This is a genomic window from Verrucosispora sp. TAA-831 (genome assembly GCF_050780145.1).
Taxonomy (GTDB): domain Bacteria; phylum Actinomycetota; class Actinomycetes; order Mycobacteriales; family Micromonosporaceae; genus Micromonospora.
Genome location: NZ_CP192240.1, coordinates 1,205,880 through 1,222,784, shown reverse-complemented (window position 1 = coordinate 1,222,784; position 16,905 = coordinate 1,205,880). Strand labels below are relative to the sequence as shown.

Below are 16,905 nucleotides of genomic sequence, written 5' to 3'. Positions count from 1 at the left end.
CCCGTTCGGTGCCCGTCCGTGCGGCCGGGCCGGGACGGCTCGCACTAGGCCAGGACGGCCAGGTGGAACGGCCGGTCGGCGAAGGCCCCGGCGCTGTCGAAGGTGGTCACGAAGACCGCGTTCGGGATGCCGGTACGCCCGGCGACGGCGATCTGACCGGACGGCGCCAGCCCCGCGCTGCCCGACAGCCCGACCGTGCCGACACATCCGGCGGCGGTCACGTCCTGGTCGAAGACCACCTGGTACATCCCGGTGCTCAACCGGTCGGCGGTCGCGGCGCCCACCCCCCGGACCAGGTCACCGTTCGCGCTGACCACGGCGAACAGCACTCTCGCGGTGGACGGCATGCCGGCGCCGCCGCAGGTGGTGTGCGCGGCTTCGGCGCGGGCCGTGGACTCCTCCTCCGGCGCTGGCTGGGCCGCCCGCCTGCTCCTGACTCTCGCGCTGGACATCGTTCTCCTCTCCAGCCGGCCGGGCGGCCGAGGCGTGTTGAGTTGATTAGGGCGGCTAAGAAGGATCAGCACCGATCAGCACCCTTTGTGCATCGAACGTATGTCGCGTTCCCCGTCGACAGCCACACGACAGGCTGTCCGATCATGGACAGTCGACATCTCGATCATGCCTCTGACCTGCGGCGGAACTTCCGCCAGTAGGGTGTGTCGTCAGTCGTCCGGGTCCAGCACCGGTACGCCACCGGCGCACCGCACCGACAGTTCGTGCTCGCCGCTCGGACCGACGAACTTCACCTCGGCGTCGTCGTCCGGGCCCCGGTCCACGTCCTCGACCGAGTAGCCCTGCTTCGGCGACCAGGACGCCAGCCACACCCCGCCCGGCACGCACTCGGCCACCACGCTGCCGCCCTGGTTGGAGAAGCTGCGCCGGTGCGGCGCATCAGGCGTGGGACTCGTCGACGCGGTCGGGCTCGCCGGAGCCGCGGCCGTCGGCTCCGACGGGCCGGGCGTACCGGTCGTCGGTGTGGTCGTGCGGGGCGGCGCGGCCAGCTCGCGGGCGACCTCCTCCTGGCTGCGGACGCCGCCCGGCGTGCCGGTGAGGCTCTCCCCCACCAGCCGGATGGCGGCGACTCCGATCAGCGTGGCGACCACCGCGGTGGCCAGCCACCCGGCGACGGCGAGGAGCGTACGACGTCCCATCACCCGACTATCCCTGATCGCAGGTTGGGGCGACCTTCGGGGAAGGCTAAGGGAGGGTTAACGGACGCCGCCGTCGCGCCGGGGCGCATATACCCTGCCTGCTGTGGCCCGCCTGCTGCTCATCGAGGACGACCTGACCATCCGCAACCCGCTGGTGCGGGCGCTGCGCGAACGGGGACACGCGGTGGCGGCGGCGTCCACCGCGATGGCCGGGCTCCGCGACGCGCTCGACGACCGCCCCGATCTGGTCGTGCTCGACCTCGGGCTGCCCGACCTGGACGGCCGCGAGCTGCTCCGGATGCTGCGCGCGGTCAGCGCGGTGCCGGTCATCGTCGCCACCGCCCGCGACGACGAGACGGAGATCGTCCGGGTCCTCGACGCCGGGGCCGACGACTACGTGATCAAGCCGTTCACCGCCGCCCAGCTCGACGCGCGGGTCCGCGCGGTGCTGCGACGCGGGCCGGGCGGACCGGCCGAGGAGGATCCGACCGTGGTCGTCGGCGGGCTGCGGATCGACCCCCGGGCGCGTCAGGTCAGCCTGGACGGCGTGTCGGTCGATCTGACGCCGCGCGAGTTCGACCTGCTGCGGCACCTGGCCGGCCGGGTCGGCGAGGTGGTGACCAAGCGCGAGCTGCTCACCGAGGTGTGGCAGATCCCGTACGGCGGAGCGGACAAGACCGTGGACGTGCACCTGTCCTGGCTGCGCCGCAAACTCGGCGAGAGCGCCCAGCAGCCTCGCTACCTGCACACCGTACGCGGGGTGGGGGTCCGGCTGGTGGCACCCGAGGCACAGCGGTGAGGGCGCGACTGGCGCTGCTGGTCGCCGCCGTCAGCGTGCTCATCGTGATCGCCTTCTTGGTGCCCCTGGCGCTGCTGCTGCGGACCTCCGCCGAGGACCGGGCGACCGCACGGGCCACCGCCGACGCGCAGGGTCTCGCCCCGGTGGTCGGCACCGCCGACTCCGAGACCGTCCGGCTGACCGTCGACCAACTCGTCCAGAACGGTCGACCGGTCAGCGTCTTCCTGCCCGACGGTGACCAACTCGGCGCACCGGCCCCGCGTACGCCCGCCGTCGAGCTGGCCGCCCGGGGGCAGAGCCTGACCGCCGAGACACCGCAGGGCCGCGAGGTGGTGATCGCGGTGCAGGGCCGTACGGACGGCACCGCGGTGATCCGTACCTTCGTGCCCAACGCCGAGCTGACCCGTGGCGTGGACCGGGCCTGGCTGGTGCTGTCCCTGCTCGGCCTGCTGCTGGTGCTGATCGGTCTGGCCGTGGCCGACCGGCTGGCCCGCACCCTGGTCCGCCCGATCAGCGAGCTGTCGGCGGTGTCGCACCGGCTGGCCAACGCCGAACTGGATGCTCGGGTCGAGCCGTCCGGGCCGGCGGAGCTACGCGAGGTGGGCGGCGCGCTCAACCACCTGGCCGGGCGGATCCAGGAACTGCTGCTCCAGGAACGCGAGCAGGTGGCCGACCTGTCCCACCGGTTGCGGACCCCGCTGACCGCGCTGCGGCTGGAGGCCGAGTCGCTGGCCGACCCGCAGGACGCCGCCCGGATCGCCGGTGCGGTGGACGGGCTGGAACGGGCGGTGACCGGGCTGATCCGGCAGGCCCGCTGGCGTACGCCCGCCGAGGGCGCAGCGGTCACCGACGCGGTGGCGACGGTGACCGAGCGGGTGGCCTTCTGGTCCGTGCTGGCCGAGGACACCGGACGGGCGGTCGACCTCGACCTGACACCGGGCCCGCTGCCGGTCGGCGTCCCCGCCGACGAGTTGGCGGCGGCGGTGGACGCCCTGCTCGGCAACGTCTTCGCGCACACCCCCGACGGCACCGCCTTCGCCGTACGGCTCACGCCCGACGGCGGCCAGGTGGTGTTGACGGTGGCCGACGAGGGCCCCGGCATCGCCGCCGAGTCGGTCCGGCGCGGAGCCAGCCAGGCCGGGTCGACCGGACTGGGGCTGGACATCGCCCGCCGGGCCGTTCAGGCCAGCGGTGGCCGACTGGAGTTGGGCGAACGTCCCGGCGGCGGGGCCGAGGTGGTGCTCCGCCTCGGCACGCCGAAGGTCTGAACGGCCTTAACCCGGCCTTAGCATTCGGACAGCGCGCCGCTATCCCACCACGACCGATGCTGTGTGCATCAACCGATGAGAGGTGGCACCAATGAAGCGCAACCCCCTGATCCTGGCGTCGGTCGGCGGCGCCGCGGCGGTCCTCGCGGCGGCCGGGATCTTCCTGGGCGTCACGGCGGCCGACAACGACCGCACGCGGCAGACCACGCTGACCGCGGCGACCGCCGCGCCGGAGGAGACGGCCCCGGCCGCTCCCGACGCGGTCACGCCGCCGGCCGACCCCGGTACGGTCGCGCCGCCGAGCGACCCCGGCAGCGTGGCCCCGCCGACCGACCCGAGCACGGCCGCCCCGCCGGCCGGCACCTCGCCGGACGCCGCCGACAAGGTCAGCCGTGAGCGGGCCGGTGAGATCGCCCTGGCACACGTGGGCGGGGGTCGGATCACCGAGGTCGATCGGGACCGGGAGAACAAGCGTCCGGTCTGGGAGGTCGAGATCGTCAACGGCGACGTCGAGCACGAGGTCGACGTCGACCGGGAGACCGGCCAGGTGCTCAAGGCCGAGCAGGAGCGGTACGACGGCGACGACGACGACCGCGACGACGATGACGATGACGATGACGATGACGACCGGGACGACGACTGACCGGTCGACAGCGGGCCGGTGACGGCCGATGGACACCCCGGAGCGGCACCCGCCGCCCGGGGTGTCGCGCTGTCGGTGCCCCGGGCACCCCGCGATGACAGTCGCGGAGCTGACAGCGATCCGCCGAATTTCCGGCTGCATGGCCTGTGAGCTGGGTAATCACCTGGCTACATTTAATTATGGTGCCCGCCCACCGGGGCTGGGCGACGGAACCGGTCTACCGTCCCGTCCTCGCCGCACGGCGGGGGGAACTGGACGCGCTCGGCCACCTCGACGACGCCCTCGCCCCACTGATCGCCCCGATCCTGCACGTGTCCGAACTCGACAGATCCATCGTGGAAGCCGTCAGCCGGTTCCCGCCGGGGCTGGTCCCGGCCGTCGACGTCGGCGCCCTGCCCGACCCGGCCGGTGCCGAGCCGCTGCGCTGGGGCGTACCGCTGGTGCCGGTGATCGGGCTGACCGACGGTGAGCAGCGGCTCGCGGCACACGGCGTGACCGCGCGGGCGTACTGCGGCCGGGCCGTGGTGCGACTGCGGATCCGACTGGACCGGGCCGGACCGGACGCCGCCACCACCGCGCTGGAGCGGATCTGGCGGTACGCGCGACTGGCCCCCGAACAGTGCGACCTGATTCTCGACTGCGCTGACGTGTGCTGCCCGGCGGACGTCCGCACCACCGAACCCCGGGTACGCCGGGCCTGGGACTGGGCCCGCCGACACGCCTGGCGCTCGGTCGGCGTGGTGGCCGGTGGGATGCCGCCGGCACTGGCACGGCTGCCCACCGACGAGCCGGTCCGGCTGGACCGCTGGGACTGGCTGCTCTGGCGGCGGCTGGCGGACCTCGGAGTGGGATTCGGTGACTACGGGGTCGGCTCCGCCGCGCCCGGCGGGGAGCCGGTGGACCGGCTGCCGACCGTCCGCTACACCGACGCGGACGTCTGGTGGCTCTACCGGTGGTCGCGTCGGGGCCGGCGCGGCGACGAGCGGGTCGCCGACCTGTGCCGCGAACTGGTGTCCGCGCCGCACTGGCCGGCGACGGGCGCCGGCTTCTCCTGGGGCGACCACGAGATCGTGCGTCGGGCGCGGCGGGTCGCCGGAGCCGGGTCGGCGACCAACTGGGTGGCCTGGAGCACGTCACACCACCTGGCCCACGTGCTGGCCGCGCTGGGACACACCAGCGGTGGTGGGGTCCGGCACCCGGGGATCGTTCCACCCCCGAGGGCCCGTGGTGGGGAGAGCCGGCGCGCGGGTTGAGCCGACGGCTACTGCTTGTCGGTGAACCCGAACTGGATCACGCCCTCGTCGTCGACGGTCGCATCGACCGCCGCGTCTCCGAGCAGGTCGGCGGCGTCGGAGTCGAGGAAGATCCGGGCGCCCTGGTTGTCGACCACCTGGTCCCCCTCGACCGGGGCGGCGACCAGCTCGACGGTGAGCGATCCGGCGGTGGTGTCCGCGGCGATGCGTACCCCACCGCCCTCGGCCACGTCCTGCTGGTTGGCGAGGTCACGGATCACCAGGACGGCGTTGTCGGTCATCGTGAGCATGGCGGGACTCCTCGTGGGTTCTCGACTCCCGGTGCCGGACGCACACTGCCGGCCAGTCCGTGGGCGGGACCGGCAGTCGGCCCGCGCACCGGGTACGGATTCGGCGGCCTTCCCAGGCCGACCACACCCGGCGCGGCTCGCCGGGCGACGGTCGCCCACCGCCGCATCGGGGCAGCTCAAGGCCCCTCCACTGCCCACGGTGCCCGCTGACGGGAGATCCGTCAAGTAGGCGTTCGTCGATGCACTCTCCCGGCGTGAAAGCCTCGGAAACGGGTACCCCACGAGGTTTACTGATGTAAGGAGGGGACCCCTCCTATACACCAGGCGTTAGGAAGGTGCCCTTCCTTGCATCCGGGGCGCGGGGATGGGCGCGGTGGGATCGCCGCGTTCGATGAGGGCGGCGATCTCGGAGTCGCGCAGGCCGCGCAGCGCCAGGACGCGGGTGCCCCAGCGGTGCAGACGACACGGGTGCGGGCTGGCGTCGTTGCGGCAGACCGTGCCCCCGGACCATCGGCGGGGCGCGTGCACCACGACGGCGCGGACGGCGAACTGGGCATCCTCGGCGGTCACGTACGGCGGCAGCGGGATCTCCCGCAACGCCGTTCCGGCCGGCTCGCCGGTGGGCGGGGACGGACGGAGGGTACTGCTGCTGCTCATCGGCCTGGCCTCCACACAGGACAGTCGAACTCGGACAGCAGGACGGTACGGTCCGGTGGAGGCAGCCCGACGGACAAACTGCCCGACGGCGGGTACGGCTGCCGTCAGACGCGTTCCAGCAGCACCACCGGGATGTCCCGGTCGGTCTTGGTCTGGTAGTCGTCGTAGGCCGGCCAGATGGCGGCCATCCCCGGCCACAGCCGTTCCTTCTCCTCGGGCGTGGCGGTGCGGGCCCGCGCGGTGAACCGCTCGGCCGCGACCTGCACCTGGGCCTCCGGGTCCGCGAGGAGGTTCAGATACCAGGCCGGGTGCCTCGGCGCGCCGCCCTGGGAGGCGACCACCACGTACGCGTCGCCGTCCCGCCCGTAGATCAACGCGGTCCGCCGCAGGGCGCCGCTGCGCCGGCCCCGGGTGGTCAGCAGCAACGTGAACACGCCCGGCTGCCACTCGTGCCCCTCGGCACCGTCGGTCTCGACGTACCGGTCGATGTGGTCGGCCACCCAGTCGGTGGGGCTGTCCACTACCTGCTCGCCCGTGGTCATCGGTCCTCCTCGATCATGATCGGTCACCGACCACGCTACCGAAGAACCGGGCCGCCGGCAGGTCAGCGCAGGGTGGCGGCCTGGAGACCGACGTTGCCGCAGTGCGGCGTGAACGCCTCCTCCACCGTCCAGGTGAGCAGGACGCGGGTGCCCTGCGGCGCCTGGAACCGGACCGCCACGCCCGAGGAGAGGCTGGTGTGTCGCTCCTCCAGGTGCAGCGTCCGGCGTGGTCCGCCGTCACCCACCCGCACGTCGAGGCGACCCCGGGCCATCCAGACGCCGAGATAGACGGTGGCGGTACGCGGCCGGCCGTCGGACACCACGGCGAGCCGGAAGCCGTTGCCGGCACCGCAGGTGTAGACCCCGTCCGCGACGTCGCCGGCCGAGTCCACCGGCGCGCCGTCGCGCCACCGGAACAGTTCCTGGTTGCCGTCCCAGGTCCGCCGGTCGCCCCGGCCGCCCAGGTCCCGCAGGTCGGCGGAGCCGCCGCGCTTGCGGACCGGGCTGGTGGCACCGGCCAGGCCCCAGTGCAGCCAGTCGCGGACGCCCGCCTCGGTCAGGTCCACTGTCGCGGGGATGTCGGACCGGCTGACCGTGAGCGTCGGTGACGGGGCCGACGGGGTGGGCGTGGGCGCCACGGTGGCACTCGGCGAGGGGCTCGGGCTGCGGTCCCTCGGCCGCAGACCCGGCACGGCCTCGGCGGTGGCGCTGCCGCTGGGCAGCGCCGGACGCCCGACCACCGCCGGCAGGCCGTCCGGGTCCGGCTGGTCGTCCGGGGCCGGCTCCGACCACCAGTGGACGTAGCCGACGAGGGCCAGCAGGCCGGCGAGGGCGGCGACGGCCTCCACCGTGGTACGCCGACGTCGGCGGGCACGGACGAGCCTGCGGGCGGCGGCCCGGGTCGTCCCCTCGACCGGCGATGGCGCGGACCGGGTCGATTCCGCGCGGCGGCGGTCCGACCGGGTGCGGCGCGACACCGGCTCGACCGGCCGCGCGGGCTTCTCCTCCGCCACCGACTCTCCACTTCTGCCGGACCGGATCCGCGCCGGCACGCTCGACCCGGACGCGGGGCCGTCTCACATTCGCATCACCGACACCCGTCGCGCTAGTGCGGGTGTCGTGTCCGGTTCGTCGCCCGGACGACTCAGCCGAGGACCTGGAAACCGAGGGCACGGACCATCGTGACGGCCTGCACCGCGTCGACGATCGCGCCGGAGCGCTGCACCGCGGTCGGATCCAGCCCGGAGAGGTCACTGCCGCGCAGGTCCGCACCGGACAGCCGGGCCCCACGCCACTGCACGTCGGACAGGTCGCCGCCGCTCACGGTCGCCCCGGTCAGATCGGCGCCGGACAGGTCGGTCTCCCGCATGCGTACGCCGGTGAGGCGCGCGCCGCGCAGGTCGGCACCGGCGAGCGTGACGAACGACCAGTCGCCGCCGTCGACGGTCAGCGGACGCAGGTCGCACCGGTCGAAGCTGCTGCCGACCAGCTTGCAGCCGGTGAACTCCGCCTCGAACAGGTTGCAGCGGGTGAACACGCACCGGGTGAAGGCCGAGTCGACGTGCCGGGAGACGTTGAACAGCACGTCGCCGAAGGTGCAGGCGTCGAAGACGGCACCCCGGCTGGTGGCCTCGGTCAGGTCGACCCGGTGGAAGGTGCACCCGACGTAGTGCCGGTCGATCAGCTCCTCGGCGTACCAGTCCTCGTCGTGGAAGGTGACGCCCTCGATCGGCTCCGGCATGAGGCGGAGCGTAACCAGTGACACCGACAACCTTCCGTTTCCCGGCACCCGTACCGGCCGGTAGGTTCGATCGGATGAGCACGCTACCCCGCATCGAGCCGGCCGAGGTCGGTCTCGACCCGGCCCGGCTGGCCCGGATCGACGCGCACTTCGGCCGGTACGTCGACGACGGTCGGCTCGCCGGGTTCCAGGTCCTCGTCGCCCGGCGCGGCGAGATCGCGCACAGCACGACGTACGGGCTGCGGGACCGGGAGGCCGGTACGCCGGTCGAGGCGGACACGCTCTGGCGGATCTACTCGATGAGCAAGCCGATCACCTCGGTGGCGGCGATGCTGCTCTGGGAGGAGGGCCGCTTCGAACTGACCGACGAGATCGGGCGCTGGCTGCCCGAGTTCGCCGACATGCGGGTCTATTCGAAGGGTTCGACGCTGAAGCCGTACACCGTGCCGGCGATCGAGCCGATCCGGGTCTGGCACCTGCTCACCCACACCTCCGGGCTCACCTACGGCTTCATGCAGACCTCGGTGGTCGACGGCCTCTACCGGGCCGCCGGGTACGACCTGTACCCGCCGTCGGACGTGGACCTGGCGCAGGCCTGCACGGTCTTCGGTGAGCTGCCGCTGCTGTTCCAGCCCGGCACCGCCTGGGGCTACTCGGTCGCCACCGACGTGCTCGGCCGACTGGTCGAGGTGGTCTCCGGGCAGAGCCTGGACACCTTCCTGCACGAGCGGGTCCTGCGTCCGCTGGGCATGACCGACACCCGCTGGCACGTGACGGGGGCCGACGCCGAGCGGCTGGCCGCGCTCTACGTGCCGGACCCGGCAACCGGTCGGGCGGTCCGCCACGACCGGCTCGGCGACCTGGCGTACGCGAAGCCGGCGCTGCTCTCCGGCGGCGGTGGTCTGATCTCGTCGGCCGCCGACTACCACCGGTTCACCCAGATGCTGCTGCGCGGCGGCGAACTCGACGGGGTACGCCTGCTCGGCCCGCGTACGGTGCGCCTGATGACCCGCAACCACCTGCCCGGCGGCGCGGACCTGGGCACGCTGTCCACCGGCGGGTTCGCCGAGACCACGCTGGACGGCATCGGGTTCGGCCTCGGCTTCGCGGTGGTCGACGACCCGGTGCCGAGTCGGCTGCCGAGCAGCGTCGGCGAGTACTACTGGGGCGGGGTGGCCAGCACCGCGTTCTGGGTCGACCCGTCGGAGCAGCTCACCGCCCTGCTCTTCACCCAGCTCATGCCGTCGAGCACCTGGCCGTTGCGCGCGCAGCTCCGGCAGCTCGTCTACTCCGCACTGCTGGACTGAGGGACGGTCGCACCGCTGGCGGAAGGATCGCCGTTCCGCCGACGTGCGCCGGGGCGGGTCCATAGCCTGGGGTGGTGAGCAACATCGTCGTGTTCGGGGCGGGCGGCACCGCGGGTTCGCGGATCGTCGTCGAGGCGTTCGAGCGGGGACACCGGGTGGTGGCCGCGGTACGCCGACCGGAGGCCGTCTCGTACCTGCCGCCGGGCGTCCGGGTGGTCACCGGCGACGCCACCAGCGAGCGCAGCGTACGGGAGGTGGCGCCGGACGCGGACGCGCTGGTGGTGGCGATCGGCGGCGGTGACCGTACGCTGTGGCCCGATGCGGCGAGGACTCTGCTCGACGTGCTGAGCGGGATGCCGGCCGCACCCCGGGTGATCCACGTCGGTGGCGGGTCCACCCTGCTCACGCCGAGCGGACGCCGGTTGCTCGACGAGCCGGACTTCCCCGCCGAGTACCGGGAGGCCGCGCTCGGCCAGGCCGACGCGCTGGACGTCTACCGGTCCGCCGCCGACGGGGTCACCTGGACCTACCTGTCCCCGCCGCCGTTGGAGTTCCATCCCGGCGAGCGCACCGGCCACTACCGCACCGGGACCGACCAGCCAGTGACCGACGACGATGGCCGCAGCGCGCTCAGCTACGAGGATCTGGCGGTCGCGGTGGTCGACGAAATCGAAAGCCCACGTTTCCGGAATATGCGTTTCACTGCCGCGTACTAATTCCTCGATCTTGAGAACGAGCAGCTAGCGGGTTAGATTCGAGCCGCAGTGACCCGGGGTGTTCACCCCTGACTCCCGGGTCCGTACCTCGAATCAGGAGGCTTGCTCTTGTCATCCCTCGACGACGCCGTGACACCCTCACACGAATCGTCCCGCTCCACTGTGTTCAACCGTCGGCGCATGCTGACCGTCGCGCTCGGTGGCGCCGCCACCGTGGCGCTCCCGGCACCGGCCTGGGCCGCCGACGACACGCGGCCGGGCGCGCACCGCCCGCCCAAGCTCACCCCCCAGGACCGCAAGGTCATCGCCCAGCTCTCCCCCCGCCGGGCGCTGGAGCACCTGAAGGTCCTCTCCGAGGACATCGGCCCGCGTATCGGCGGCACCGAGTCCGAGCGCCGGGCCGCGAACTACCTGGCGGGCCAGTTCGACAAGCTGCGGTACGACACCACGCTGCAACCGTTCCCGGTGGCCGACAAGTTCCTCGCCCAGCTCAGCTCCCCCGCCGGCCTGCCCACCGACCTGAACTGGCAGGTCGGGGCCAGTGCCCACGCCGCGTTGGACACCTCGGTCACTGCCGCGGTCATCGACGTGCGGGCCGGTACGGCCGCCGACTTCACCGCCGACGTCGCGGGCAGGATCGTGCTGGTGGACTACGTCGCCGCCCAGCGCGAGGCGCTGGCGGCCCGGGCGGTGGCGGCCGGTGCGGCCGGTGTGGTGTTCCTTCCGGCCGACCTGGTCGAGCCGCGCCGGGCGTCGGCGTTCTCGCCCACCCTGCCCGGCTCCGCCGCCGCGCCGCTGGGCATCCCGGTGGTCGGCGTCGCCCAGGCACAGAAGCACCGGCTGCGGGCGCTGCTCGCCTCGGGACCGCTCACCCTCACCATCGCCACCACCGCGCATCGCGGCCTGACCTCGTACAACGTGCTGGCCGAACGGCGTGGACGGTCCGGGGCCAACGGCCCGGTGGTCATGGTCAGCGCGCACTACGACTCGGTGATCGGCGCGCCGGGGGCCAACGACGACGGCTCCGGCACCGTGCTCTGCCTGGAGCTGGCCCGGGTGCTCAAGGCGATCCCGATCAACGCCACCGTCCGGTTCGGCCTCTGGGGCTCGGAGGAGCAGGGCCTGATCGGGTCGCGCTACTACGTGCGGGAGCTGCCGCAGGTGGAGCGGGACCGCATCCTCGCCGTCTACCAGAACGACATGGTCGCCACGAGCTGGGACCCGGCGACGCGCTACTGGTTGCTCTCCTTCACCGGCGAGGCCAACCGGGCCACCGACGAGGTCTCCGCCGCGGCACTGCGGCTCGGCTACCAGCCGCAGATCTCCCCGGTCACCCAGCGCGGCGCCAGCGACCACCAGTCGTTCCAGGAGGTCGGCATCGCCAGCGCGAACTTCTCCTGGCGGGGTGAGGAGTCTCCGGCGCTGCTGGAGCCGCCGTACCACAGCCCGGAGGACACCATCGCCAAGAACATCAGCCTGGAGCGGTTGCAGGTGTCAATGGAGCTGATCGGCTGCGCGACGTACGCGACGGCCGGACACTGACACCCACCACCGGGGCGGGCGGGGCGCGGCGGGAGCCGTACCCCGCCCGTCGGCGTCAGTCGGCCAGACGGGCCGGGAAGCCGCCGGTGGCGATCGGCCCCCACGAGGTGATGGTCACCCGGATCAGCGACTTGCCCTGCCGCACCATCGCCTCCCGGTACTCGTCCCAGTCCGGGTGCTCCCCGGAGATGCTGCGGAAGTACTCCACCAGCGGCTCCAGCGCGTCGGGCAGGTCGAGGACCTCGGCGGTGCCGTCGAGCTGCACCCACGGTCCGTTCCAGTCGTCGGAGAGCACGCACGCCGAGACCCGGGGGTCGCGGCGGATGTTGGCGACCTTCGCGCGTTCCGGATAGGTGGAGATCACCAGTCGGCCGGCGGCGTCCACCCCGGCGCTGACCGGCGAGGACTGTGGGCGGCCGTCGGGGCGGGTGGTCATCAGCACCACCCGGTGCCGGGGGCGGACGAAGTCGAGCAGGTCGTCGCGGTCGACGCGGGTGTTGCGAGCGATCGTGCGTGGCATCGTTCGTTTGTACCAGCCGTCAGCCGATCCGGCCCGCGGACGGCTGGCGGGGCACCCGGGTACGGACCGAGGGCCGCCAGGCGCGGCCGTTGGCGTAGATCACCCGGAAGCCCAGGTACGACGCGAGCGGCGCCCAGTGTGCCGAGCCCATCCGCAGCTCGGCGGCGTTGTGCCGTCGGCCGTTGGCCAGCACGTCGAGCAGGACGGTCTCGAACGCCGCCGACTCGACCCAGTCGACCTCGCGGGTGAACCCGCAGATCAACGCCGCGCCGGTCACCTCGAGGAACTCCCGCAGCACGGATTCGGGGGCGCGCAGCACCGAACAACTGCCGAAGTAGAGCCGGCGGCCCTCGCAGCGCCCGGCCATCAGCTCCATCACCTCGGTCAGCTCGACCGACTGCCAGTCGGTCAGGCACAGCCGGTTCGGCTCGCCGTGCATCGCGAAGAAGCCCAGCCGGTGGTCGGCGTACTGCTTGAGCAGCCAACGGTCGACGAAGTAGAACAGCTCGTCCCGGGTGGCCGCGTCCTTGTGGATGAAGCGGACCTTGCCCAGCCGTTCGAGCAGTTCGAGGGTGGGCAGCACGGATCCCCGCTCGTTGAGGTCCCGGTGCCACTGGCCCTCGACGCAGAAGATGCCTCCGCGTGCCACGCCCGCCTCCCCGTCGTCGCCCGCGCTGAGGTTACCGGGCCACCTCGGCCCGGCGACATCACCCGTCCTGCGGTCCGCTGCGACTTTCCGTACCGGGACGGCGGCTTTGCGGCGTGGCCGACGTGAATGCCCGTTTCCCGGAATCGGATTAATTCCGGGTCAACCGGCAAGTACGCATCATCCCGAGAGGAATTCGCGTTAACCGTCACCAACCGGCTGTCGAGGTGCGAGTGTGGATTCACGGGACGGCGATCCACGTCCCGGAATGCCACCCCATTCGCTCTCCTAGCAGGAGGACTCTCTGTGCGCGCACATCTGATGAAGCGGGCTGTCCTCGCCCTCGCTCTGGCCGTGCCGGGTGCCGCGATCGCCTCGGCGGTCGCCGCGCCGCCGGCCCACGCCGACGGCTGCTACACCTGGAACCGCACCCTGTCCCGGGGCAGCTCGGGCGGCGACGTCCGCGAGCTGCAACTGCGGATCGCCGGTTGGGCGGGCAACAACAACGTGGTGGAACTCGACGGCCAGTACGGCCCGAAGACCGCTGCCGCGGTACGCCGTTTCCAGTCCGCGTACGGCCTGCGCTCCGACGGGGTGGCCGGGCCGCAGACATTCGCGAAGCTGTACCAGATCCAGGACAACGACTGCACCCCGCGCCACTTCACCTGGAACGAGATGGACGACGGCTGTGGCCGGGGCGGCTGGACCGGTGGTCCGCTGACCACCGCGCAGACCCGGCAGAACGCCCTGCGCACGATGTGGAAGCTGGAGGCGCTGCGCAAGGGCCTCGGCGACCAGCCACTGAAGGTGACCAGCGGATTCCGCAGCCGCACCTGCAACAGCCAGGTGGGTGGGGCCTCGAACAGCCAGCACCTCTACGGCAACGCGGCCGACCTCGTCTCCGACAACCACTCGCTGTGCCAGATCGCGCGCGCCGCGCGCAACCACGGCTTCAGCGGCATCATCGGCCCCGGCGTGAGCGGCCACAACTCGCACGTGCACGTGGACTCACGCCGCGAGAACAACCGCGACGGGAGCACGAACAACACGTACTGGGCGGCACCCGACTGTGGGATCACACCCGGCTACCGCTGATTCGCGACGCCGGCCCGGGCGTGGGCGGGGGGATGCCCGTACCGCCCCCGGGCCGGCGTCGTACCGGCGAGCCCGCTCAGCTCGCCCGCGGCCAGCGCGGCGCGGTGGCGGGGGGTGCCACCGGCCGGCCGGGGGTCCGGACACCGGCGCGGGCGGCCGGTGCGGCCACCCTCGGCACCGGGCCCCGCGCCGGGTAACCGGCGGGGTTCGTCCGCGGCGGATACCCGGCCGCGCCCGCACGCATCTGGTGACCGGTGGACCGGTCGGCGCCCGCCGGGCGGGCGGCCGGGGGACGGCCCTGTTGCGGCCCGTTCACCAGGAACGGGAACGGTACGTGGACGAACGGATTCCCGTGCCGGATGAGCGCATCGAGCTGTCGTTCGTTGAGCCCGTGGTCGAGCAGTACCTTCCGGCCCCAGCGATGCAGCCGGCAGGGGAACCTCGCGCCGTCGTTGCGGCAGAGCGCCCCGGTGGGCCATTCCTCCGCCGCGTGTACCACTACCGCCCGTACCGCCAGGCGGACATCCTCGGGGGTCAACGGCGTCGGGACCGGCAACTCGCCCAGGATCTGATCGATGGGATCCGTCGACTGACCATCAACTCGCACGGCAGGCCTCCCGCAGTTCGGTGGCGATGCGCCTGAGCACCGCACCTCGCCCATTGATACGGCCGGGCGAGCGGGAAAGTTCAAACCTCCTCGGCCCGCCGTTAACCGAGAGTGCCGGACGGCCCGATCAGACCAGCCCGGCGTCGTGCACGAGGAGCGCGACCTGCACCCGGTTGTTGAGACCGAGCCGGGTCAGCAGCCGCGACACGTACGCCTTGACGGTCGCGACGCTCATGAACAGCTCGGTGGCGATCTCGGCGTTGGTCCGCCCCTGGCCGATGGCCATCGCCACCGCGCGTTCCCGGTCGGTGAGACCGCCGAGCAGTCGGGTGGCACGTTCCTGTCGGGGATCGGTGGCGGTACCCACCGTGACGTGCGTGATGAGGGTCCGGGTGACCGTCGGTGACAGGGTCGCCTCCCCGGCCGCCACCCGACGTACCGCCTGCACGATCTCGGCGGGCGGGGTGTCCTTCAGCAGGAACCCGCCGGCACCGGCCCGCAGCGCCCGCAGCACGTGCTCGTCGGCGTCGAAGGTGGTCAGCACGAGCACCTCCGGCGGCTGGGGCAGCGCCCGCAGCGACTCGGTGGCGGCCAGCCCGTCCACCCTCGGCATCCGGATGTCCATCAGCACCACGTCCGGCCGGCAGGTGGCGACCGCCTGGACCACCTCGCCGCCGTCGGTCGCCTCGCCGACCACCTCCAGGTCGGGGGCACCGCCGAGGATCATCGACAGCCCGGCGCGGACCAGCGCGTCGTCGTCCACGATCAGGACGCGGATCGGACCCGGATCGGTCACCGGCGGTGCCTGCTGCGGTTCGGTCACGACGCCGGCCAGGGCAGCCAGGCCGCGAGCCGGAAGTCGCCGCTGTCGTCACGACCGTGCTCCAACCGCCCACCCGCCAGGGTGACCCGTTCGGCGACCCCGACCAGCCCGGTGCCGGTACCCGGGATCGACGGCACGGCCTCGCCCACCGGCCACCGGTTGCGGATCTCCACGGCCAGCCCGTCACCGGGCGCCCCGCTGAGCCCGACCGTGACGGCCGCACCCTCGGCGTGCTTGCGAGCGTTGGTCAGCCCCTCCTGCACGATCCGGTAGACGCTGCGCCCCAGCCCGGCGGGCAGCCGCTCCGGGTCGCTGACCCGGTCCCACAGGTCCACCCGGATGCCGGCGGCCCGGGACTCGGCGACGAGCGCGGGCAGGTCGTCGAGGGTGGGCTGCGGACGTTCCGGCTCGGCGGTGAGCGAGGTGTCGGCCCGCAGCACGCCGATCACCTCACGTAGATCCTGCAGGGCGGCGTGCGCGCTGCCTCGGATCACCCCGGCGGCCCGGGAGACCTCCTCCGGGGTGGCGTCGGGCCGGAACTCCAACGCTCCGGCGTGCAGGCTGAGCAGGGAGATCCGGTGGGCCAGCACGTCGTGCATCTCGCGGGCGATGCGGGTGCGCTCCACCTGCTGGGCCTGGGCCACCCGGAGCTGCTGCTCGGCCTCCGCCCGTTCGGCGCGTTCCCGCAGCGACACCACCAGTTGCCGACGCGCCCGCACGAACATCGCCCAGGCCATCACCAGCAGGGTGATCACCAGGCCCCAGATGGTGGCGAGCCAGTAGCTGCTGTGCGGGTCGGGTCGGAACAGGGCGAAGAACATGTTGCAGACCAGCCCGGCCGAGGTGACCGCCAGCGCCACCGCGGTCCGCCGGTGCAGCACCACGGTGAAGTAGATGATCAGCAACGCGGCGATGGAGGTGATCGAGACCATGGTCAGCGGCAACGTCACCAGCACCAGCCCGAGCGGCCAGCGGCGGCGGAGCCACAGCGCCACCGTGCAGGCGAGCCCGAGGACCGCGTCCGCGACGATCATCCAGGAGTACGGCAGCCGCTCGGCGAAGGTCGGGGTCGGCGAGGCGGCGTCGACGGTGGCCAGCACCACCCAGCCGAGCGAGACCAGGAAGCAGGTGCTGTCGATCAGCCAGTCCCGCATGGTGCGCCGGGGGCGGCGGTCGGTCGCGCCGAGCGCCCCGGGCAACAACCACGGGTGCTCGGGGACGGCAGGGCTGGTCACAGCCGTAATGGTAGGCAGTCGCCGAGGGCTCGGACCAGCTACCAAAGTCGGCCCTCAGGGGTCGACCTTG

Annotated in this window: 20 protein-coding genes; 8 read left to right on the top strand and 12 right to left on the bottom strand. The window is 72.8% G+C overall.

The genetic code is table 11. From position 1 onward, the window contains the following. Positions 1–44: 44 nt before the first annotated feature. Both ACQVFL_RS05600 and ACQVFL_RS05595 read right to left on the bottom strand, forming a co-directional pair. The gene (locus tag ACQVFL_RS05600) at positions 45–452 is read right to left on the bottom strand and encodes a hypothetical protein (protein WP_396697868.1); all 408 of its coding nucleotides are present in this window, start codon (positions 450–452) and stop codon (positions 45–47) included. A 210-nt stretch (positions 453–662) separates the two neighbouring features. Then, positions 663–1,151, bottom strand: a complete 489-nt coding sequence (locus ACQVFL_RS05595) for a septum formation initiator (RefSeq protein ID WP_431728840.1) — start codon at positions 1,149–1,151, stop codon at positions 663–665. 103 nt (positions 1,152–1,254) lie between these two features. On the opposite strand from ACQVFL_RS05595, the gene ACQVFL_RS05590 reads away from it, so the two are divergent. The 4 genes from ACQVFL_RS05590 (at position 1,255) to ACQVFL_RS05575 (ending at position 5,114) form a co-directional block, all read left to right on the top strand. After that, positions 1,255–1,950, top strand: a complete 696-nt coding sequence (locus ACQVFL_RS05590; protein ID WP_396697872.1) for a response regulator transcription factor — start codon at positions 1,255–1,257, stop codon at positions 1,948–1,950. After that, complete coding sequence (locus ACQVFL_RS05585) at positions 1,947–3,218, top strand: sensor histidine kinase (protein ID WP_431728839.1); 1,272 nt, start codon at positions 1,947–1,949, stop codon at positions 3,216–3,218. The genes ACQVFL_RS05590 and ACQVFL_RS05585 overlap by 4 nt, the downstream gene beginning before the upstream one ends. Before the next feature lie 91 nt (positions 3,219–3,309). Beyond that, positions 3,310–3,861 (top strand): PepSY domain-containing protein, encoded by a 552-nt coding sequence (locus tag ACQVFL_RS05580; RefSeq protein ID WP_431728838.1) that lies wholly within the window; start codon positions 3,310–3,312, stop codon positions 3,859–3,861. A gap of 179 nt (positions 3,862–4,040) precedes the next feature. Beyond that, complete coding sequence (locus ACQVFL_RS05575) at positions 4,041–5,114, top strand: beta family protein (protein ID WP_396698039.1); 1,074 nt, start codon at positions 4,041–4,043, stop codon at positions 5,112–5,114. Positions 5,115–5,122: 8 nt separating this feature from the next. On the opposite strand, the gene ACQVFL_RS05570 is transcribed toward ACQVFL_RS05575, so the two are convergent. The 5 genes from ACQVFL_RS05570 to ACQVFL_RS05550 all read right to left on the bottom strand — a co-directional run bounded on the left by ACQVFL_RS05570 (position 5,123) and on the right by ACQVFL_RS05550 (position 8,344). Then, positions 5,123–5,404, bottom strand: coding sequence for an adhesin (locus ACQVFL_RS05570; RefSeq protein ID WP_396697879.1), 282 nt, complete (start codon positions 5,402–5,404; stop codon positions 5,123–5,125). Between the two features lie 327 nt (positions 5,405–5,731). After that, positions 5,732–6,061, bottom strand: coding sequence for a hypothetical protein (locus ACQVFL_RS05565; protein ID WP_396697881.1), 330 nt, complete (start codon positions 6,059–6,061; stop codon positions 5,732–5,734). A gap of 104 nt (positions 6,062–6,165) precedes the next feature. After that, complete coding sequence (locus tag ACQVFL_RS05560; protein WP_396697883.1) at positions 6,166–6,603, bottom strand: nitroreductase family deazaflavin-dependent oxidoreductase; 438 nt, start codon at positions 6,601–6,603, stop codon at positions 6,166–6,168. Between the two features lie 62 nt (positions 6,604–6,665). Further along, positions 6,666–7,616 carry a hypothetical protein gene (locus ACQVFL_RS05555; protein WP_431728837.1) on the bottom strand — a complete coding sequence of 317 codons (951 nt, stop codon included), beginning with the start codon at positions 7,614–7,616 and terminating at the stop codon, positions 6,666–6,668. Between the two features lie 131 nt (positions 7,617–7,747). Then, on the bottom strand, positions 7,748–8,344 hold the full coding sequence (locus tag ACQVFL_RS05550) for a pentapeptide repeat-containing protein (protein ID WP_396697887.1): 597 nt from the start codon (positions 8,342–8,344) through the stop codon (positions 7,748–7,750). A 74-nt stretch (positions 8,345–8,418) separates the two neighbouring features. Here ACQVFL_RS05550 and ACQVFL_RS05545 point away from each other — a divergent pair, with 74 nt between their 5' ends. From ACQVFL_RS05545 to ACQVFL_RS05535, 3 genes are all read left to right on the top strand, one after another. Next, the gene (locus ACQVFL_RS05545; protein WP_396697889.1) at positions 8,419–9,651 is read left to right on the top strand and encodes a serine hydrolase domain-containing protein; all 1,233 of its coding nucleotides are present in this window, start codon (positions 8,419–8,421) and stop codon (positions 9,649–9,651) included. A 74-nt stretch (positions 9,652–9,725) separates the two neighbouring features. After that, positions 9,726–10,367 (top strand): NAD(P)-dependent oxidoreductase, encoded by a 642-nt coding sequence (locus tag ACQVFL_RS05540; RefSeq protein ID WP_396697891.1) that lies wholly within the window; start codon positions 9,726–9,728, stop codon positions 10,365–10,367. 180 nt (positions 10,368–10,547) lie between these two features. After that, positions 10,548–11,909, top strand: a complete 1,362-nt coding sequence (locus tag ACQVFL_RS05535) for a M28 family peptidase (RefSeq protein ID WP_431728836.1) — start codon at positions 10,548–10,550, stop codon at positions 11,907–11,909. A 55-nt stretch (positions 11,910–11,964) separates the two neighbouring features. Here ACQVFL_RS05535 and ACQVFL_RS05530 read toward each other — a convergent pair whose 3' ends face one another. Together ACQVFL_RS05530 and ACQVFL_RS05525 are read right to left on the bottom strand one after the other, a co-directional pair. Then, entirely contained in the window at positions 11,965–12,429 is a 465-nt protein-coding gene (locus ACQVFL_RS05530; RefSeq protein ID WP_396697895.1) for a PPOX class F420-dependent oxidoreductase, read from the bottom strand. A gap of 19 nt (positions 12,430–12,448) precedes the next feature. Continuing rightward, complete coding sequence (locus ACQVFL_RS05525) at positions 12,449–13,078, bottom strand: DUF6642 family protein (protein WP_431728835.1); 630 nt, start codon at positions 13,076–13,078, stop codon at positions 12,449–12,451. 303 nt (positions 13,079–13,381) lie between these two features. On the opposite strand from ACQVFL_RS05525, the gene ACQVFL_RS05520 reads away from it, so the two are divergent. Further along, on the top strand, positions 13,382–14,170 hold the full coding sequence (locus ACQVFL_RS05520) for a D-Ala-D-Ala carboxypeptidase family metallohydrolase (RefSeq protein WP_396697899.1): 789 nt from the start codon (positions 13,382–13,384) through the stop codon (positions 14,168–14,170). A 76-nt stretch (positions 14,171–14,246) separates the two neighbouring features. Here ACQVFL_RS05520 and ACQVFL_RS05515 read toward each other — a convergent pair whose 3' ends face one another. The 3 genes from ACQVFL_RS05515 to ACQVFL_RS05505 form a co-directional block, all read right to left on the bottom strand. Then, entirely contained in the window at positions 14,247–14,777 is a 531-nt protein-coding gene (locus ACQVFL_RS05515) for a hypothetical protein (protein WP_396697901.1), read from the bottom strand. 127 nt (positions 14,778–14,904) lie between these two features. Beyond that, entirely contained in the window at positions 14,905–15,600 is a 696-nt protein-coding gene (locus ACQVFL_RS05510; RefSeq protein ID WP_396697903.1) for a response regulator, read from the bottom strand. Beyond that, positions 15,597–16,835 carry a sensor histidine kinase gene (locus tag ACQVFL_RS05505; RefSeq protein ID WP_396697905.1) on the bottom strand — a complete coding sequence of 413 codons (1,239 nt, stop codon included), beginning with the start codon at positions 16,833–16,835 and terminating at the stop codon, positions 15,597–15,599. Before ACQVFL_RS05505 ends, ACQVFL_RS05510 begins: the two co-directional genes overlap by 4 nt. Positions 16,836–16,905: the final 70 nt, after the last annotated feature.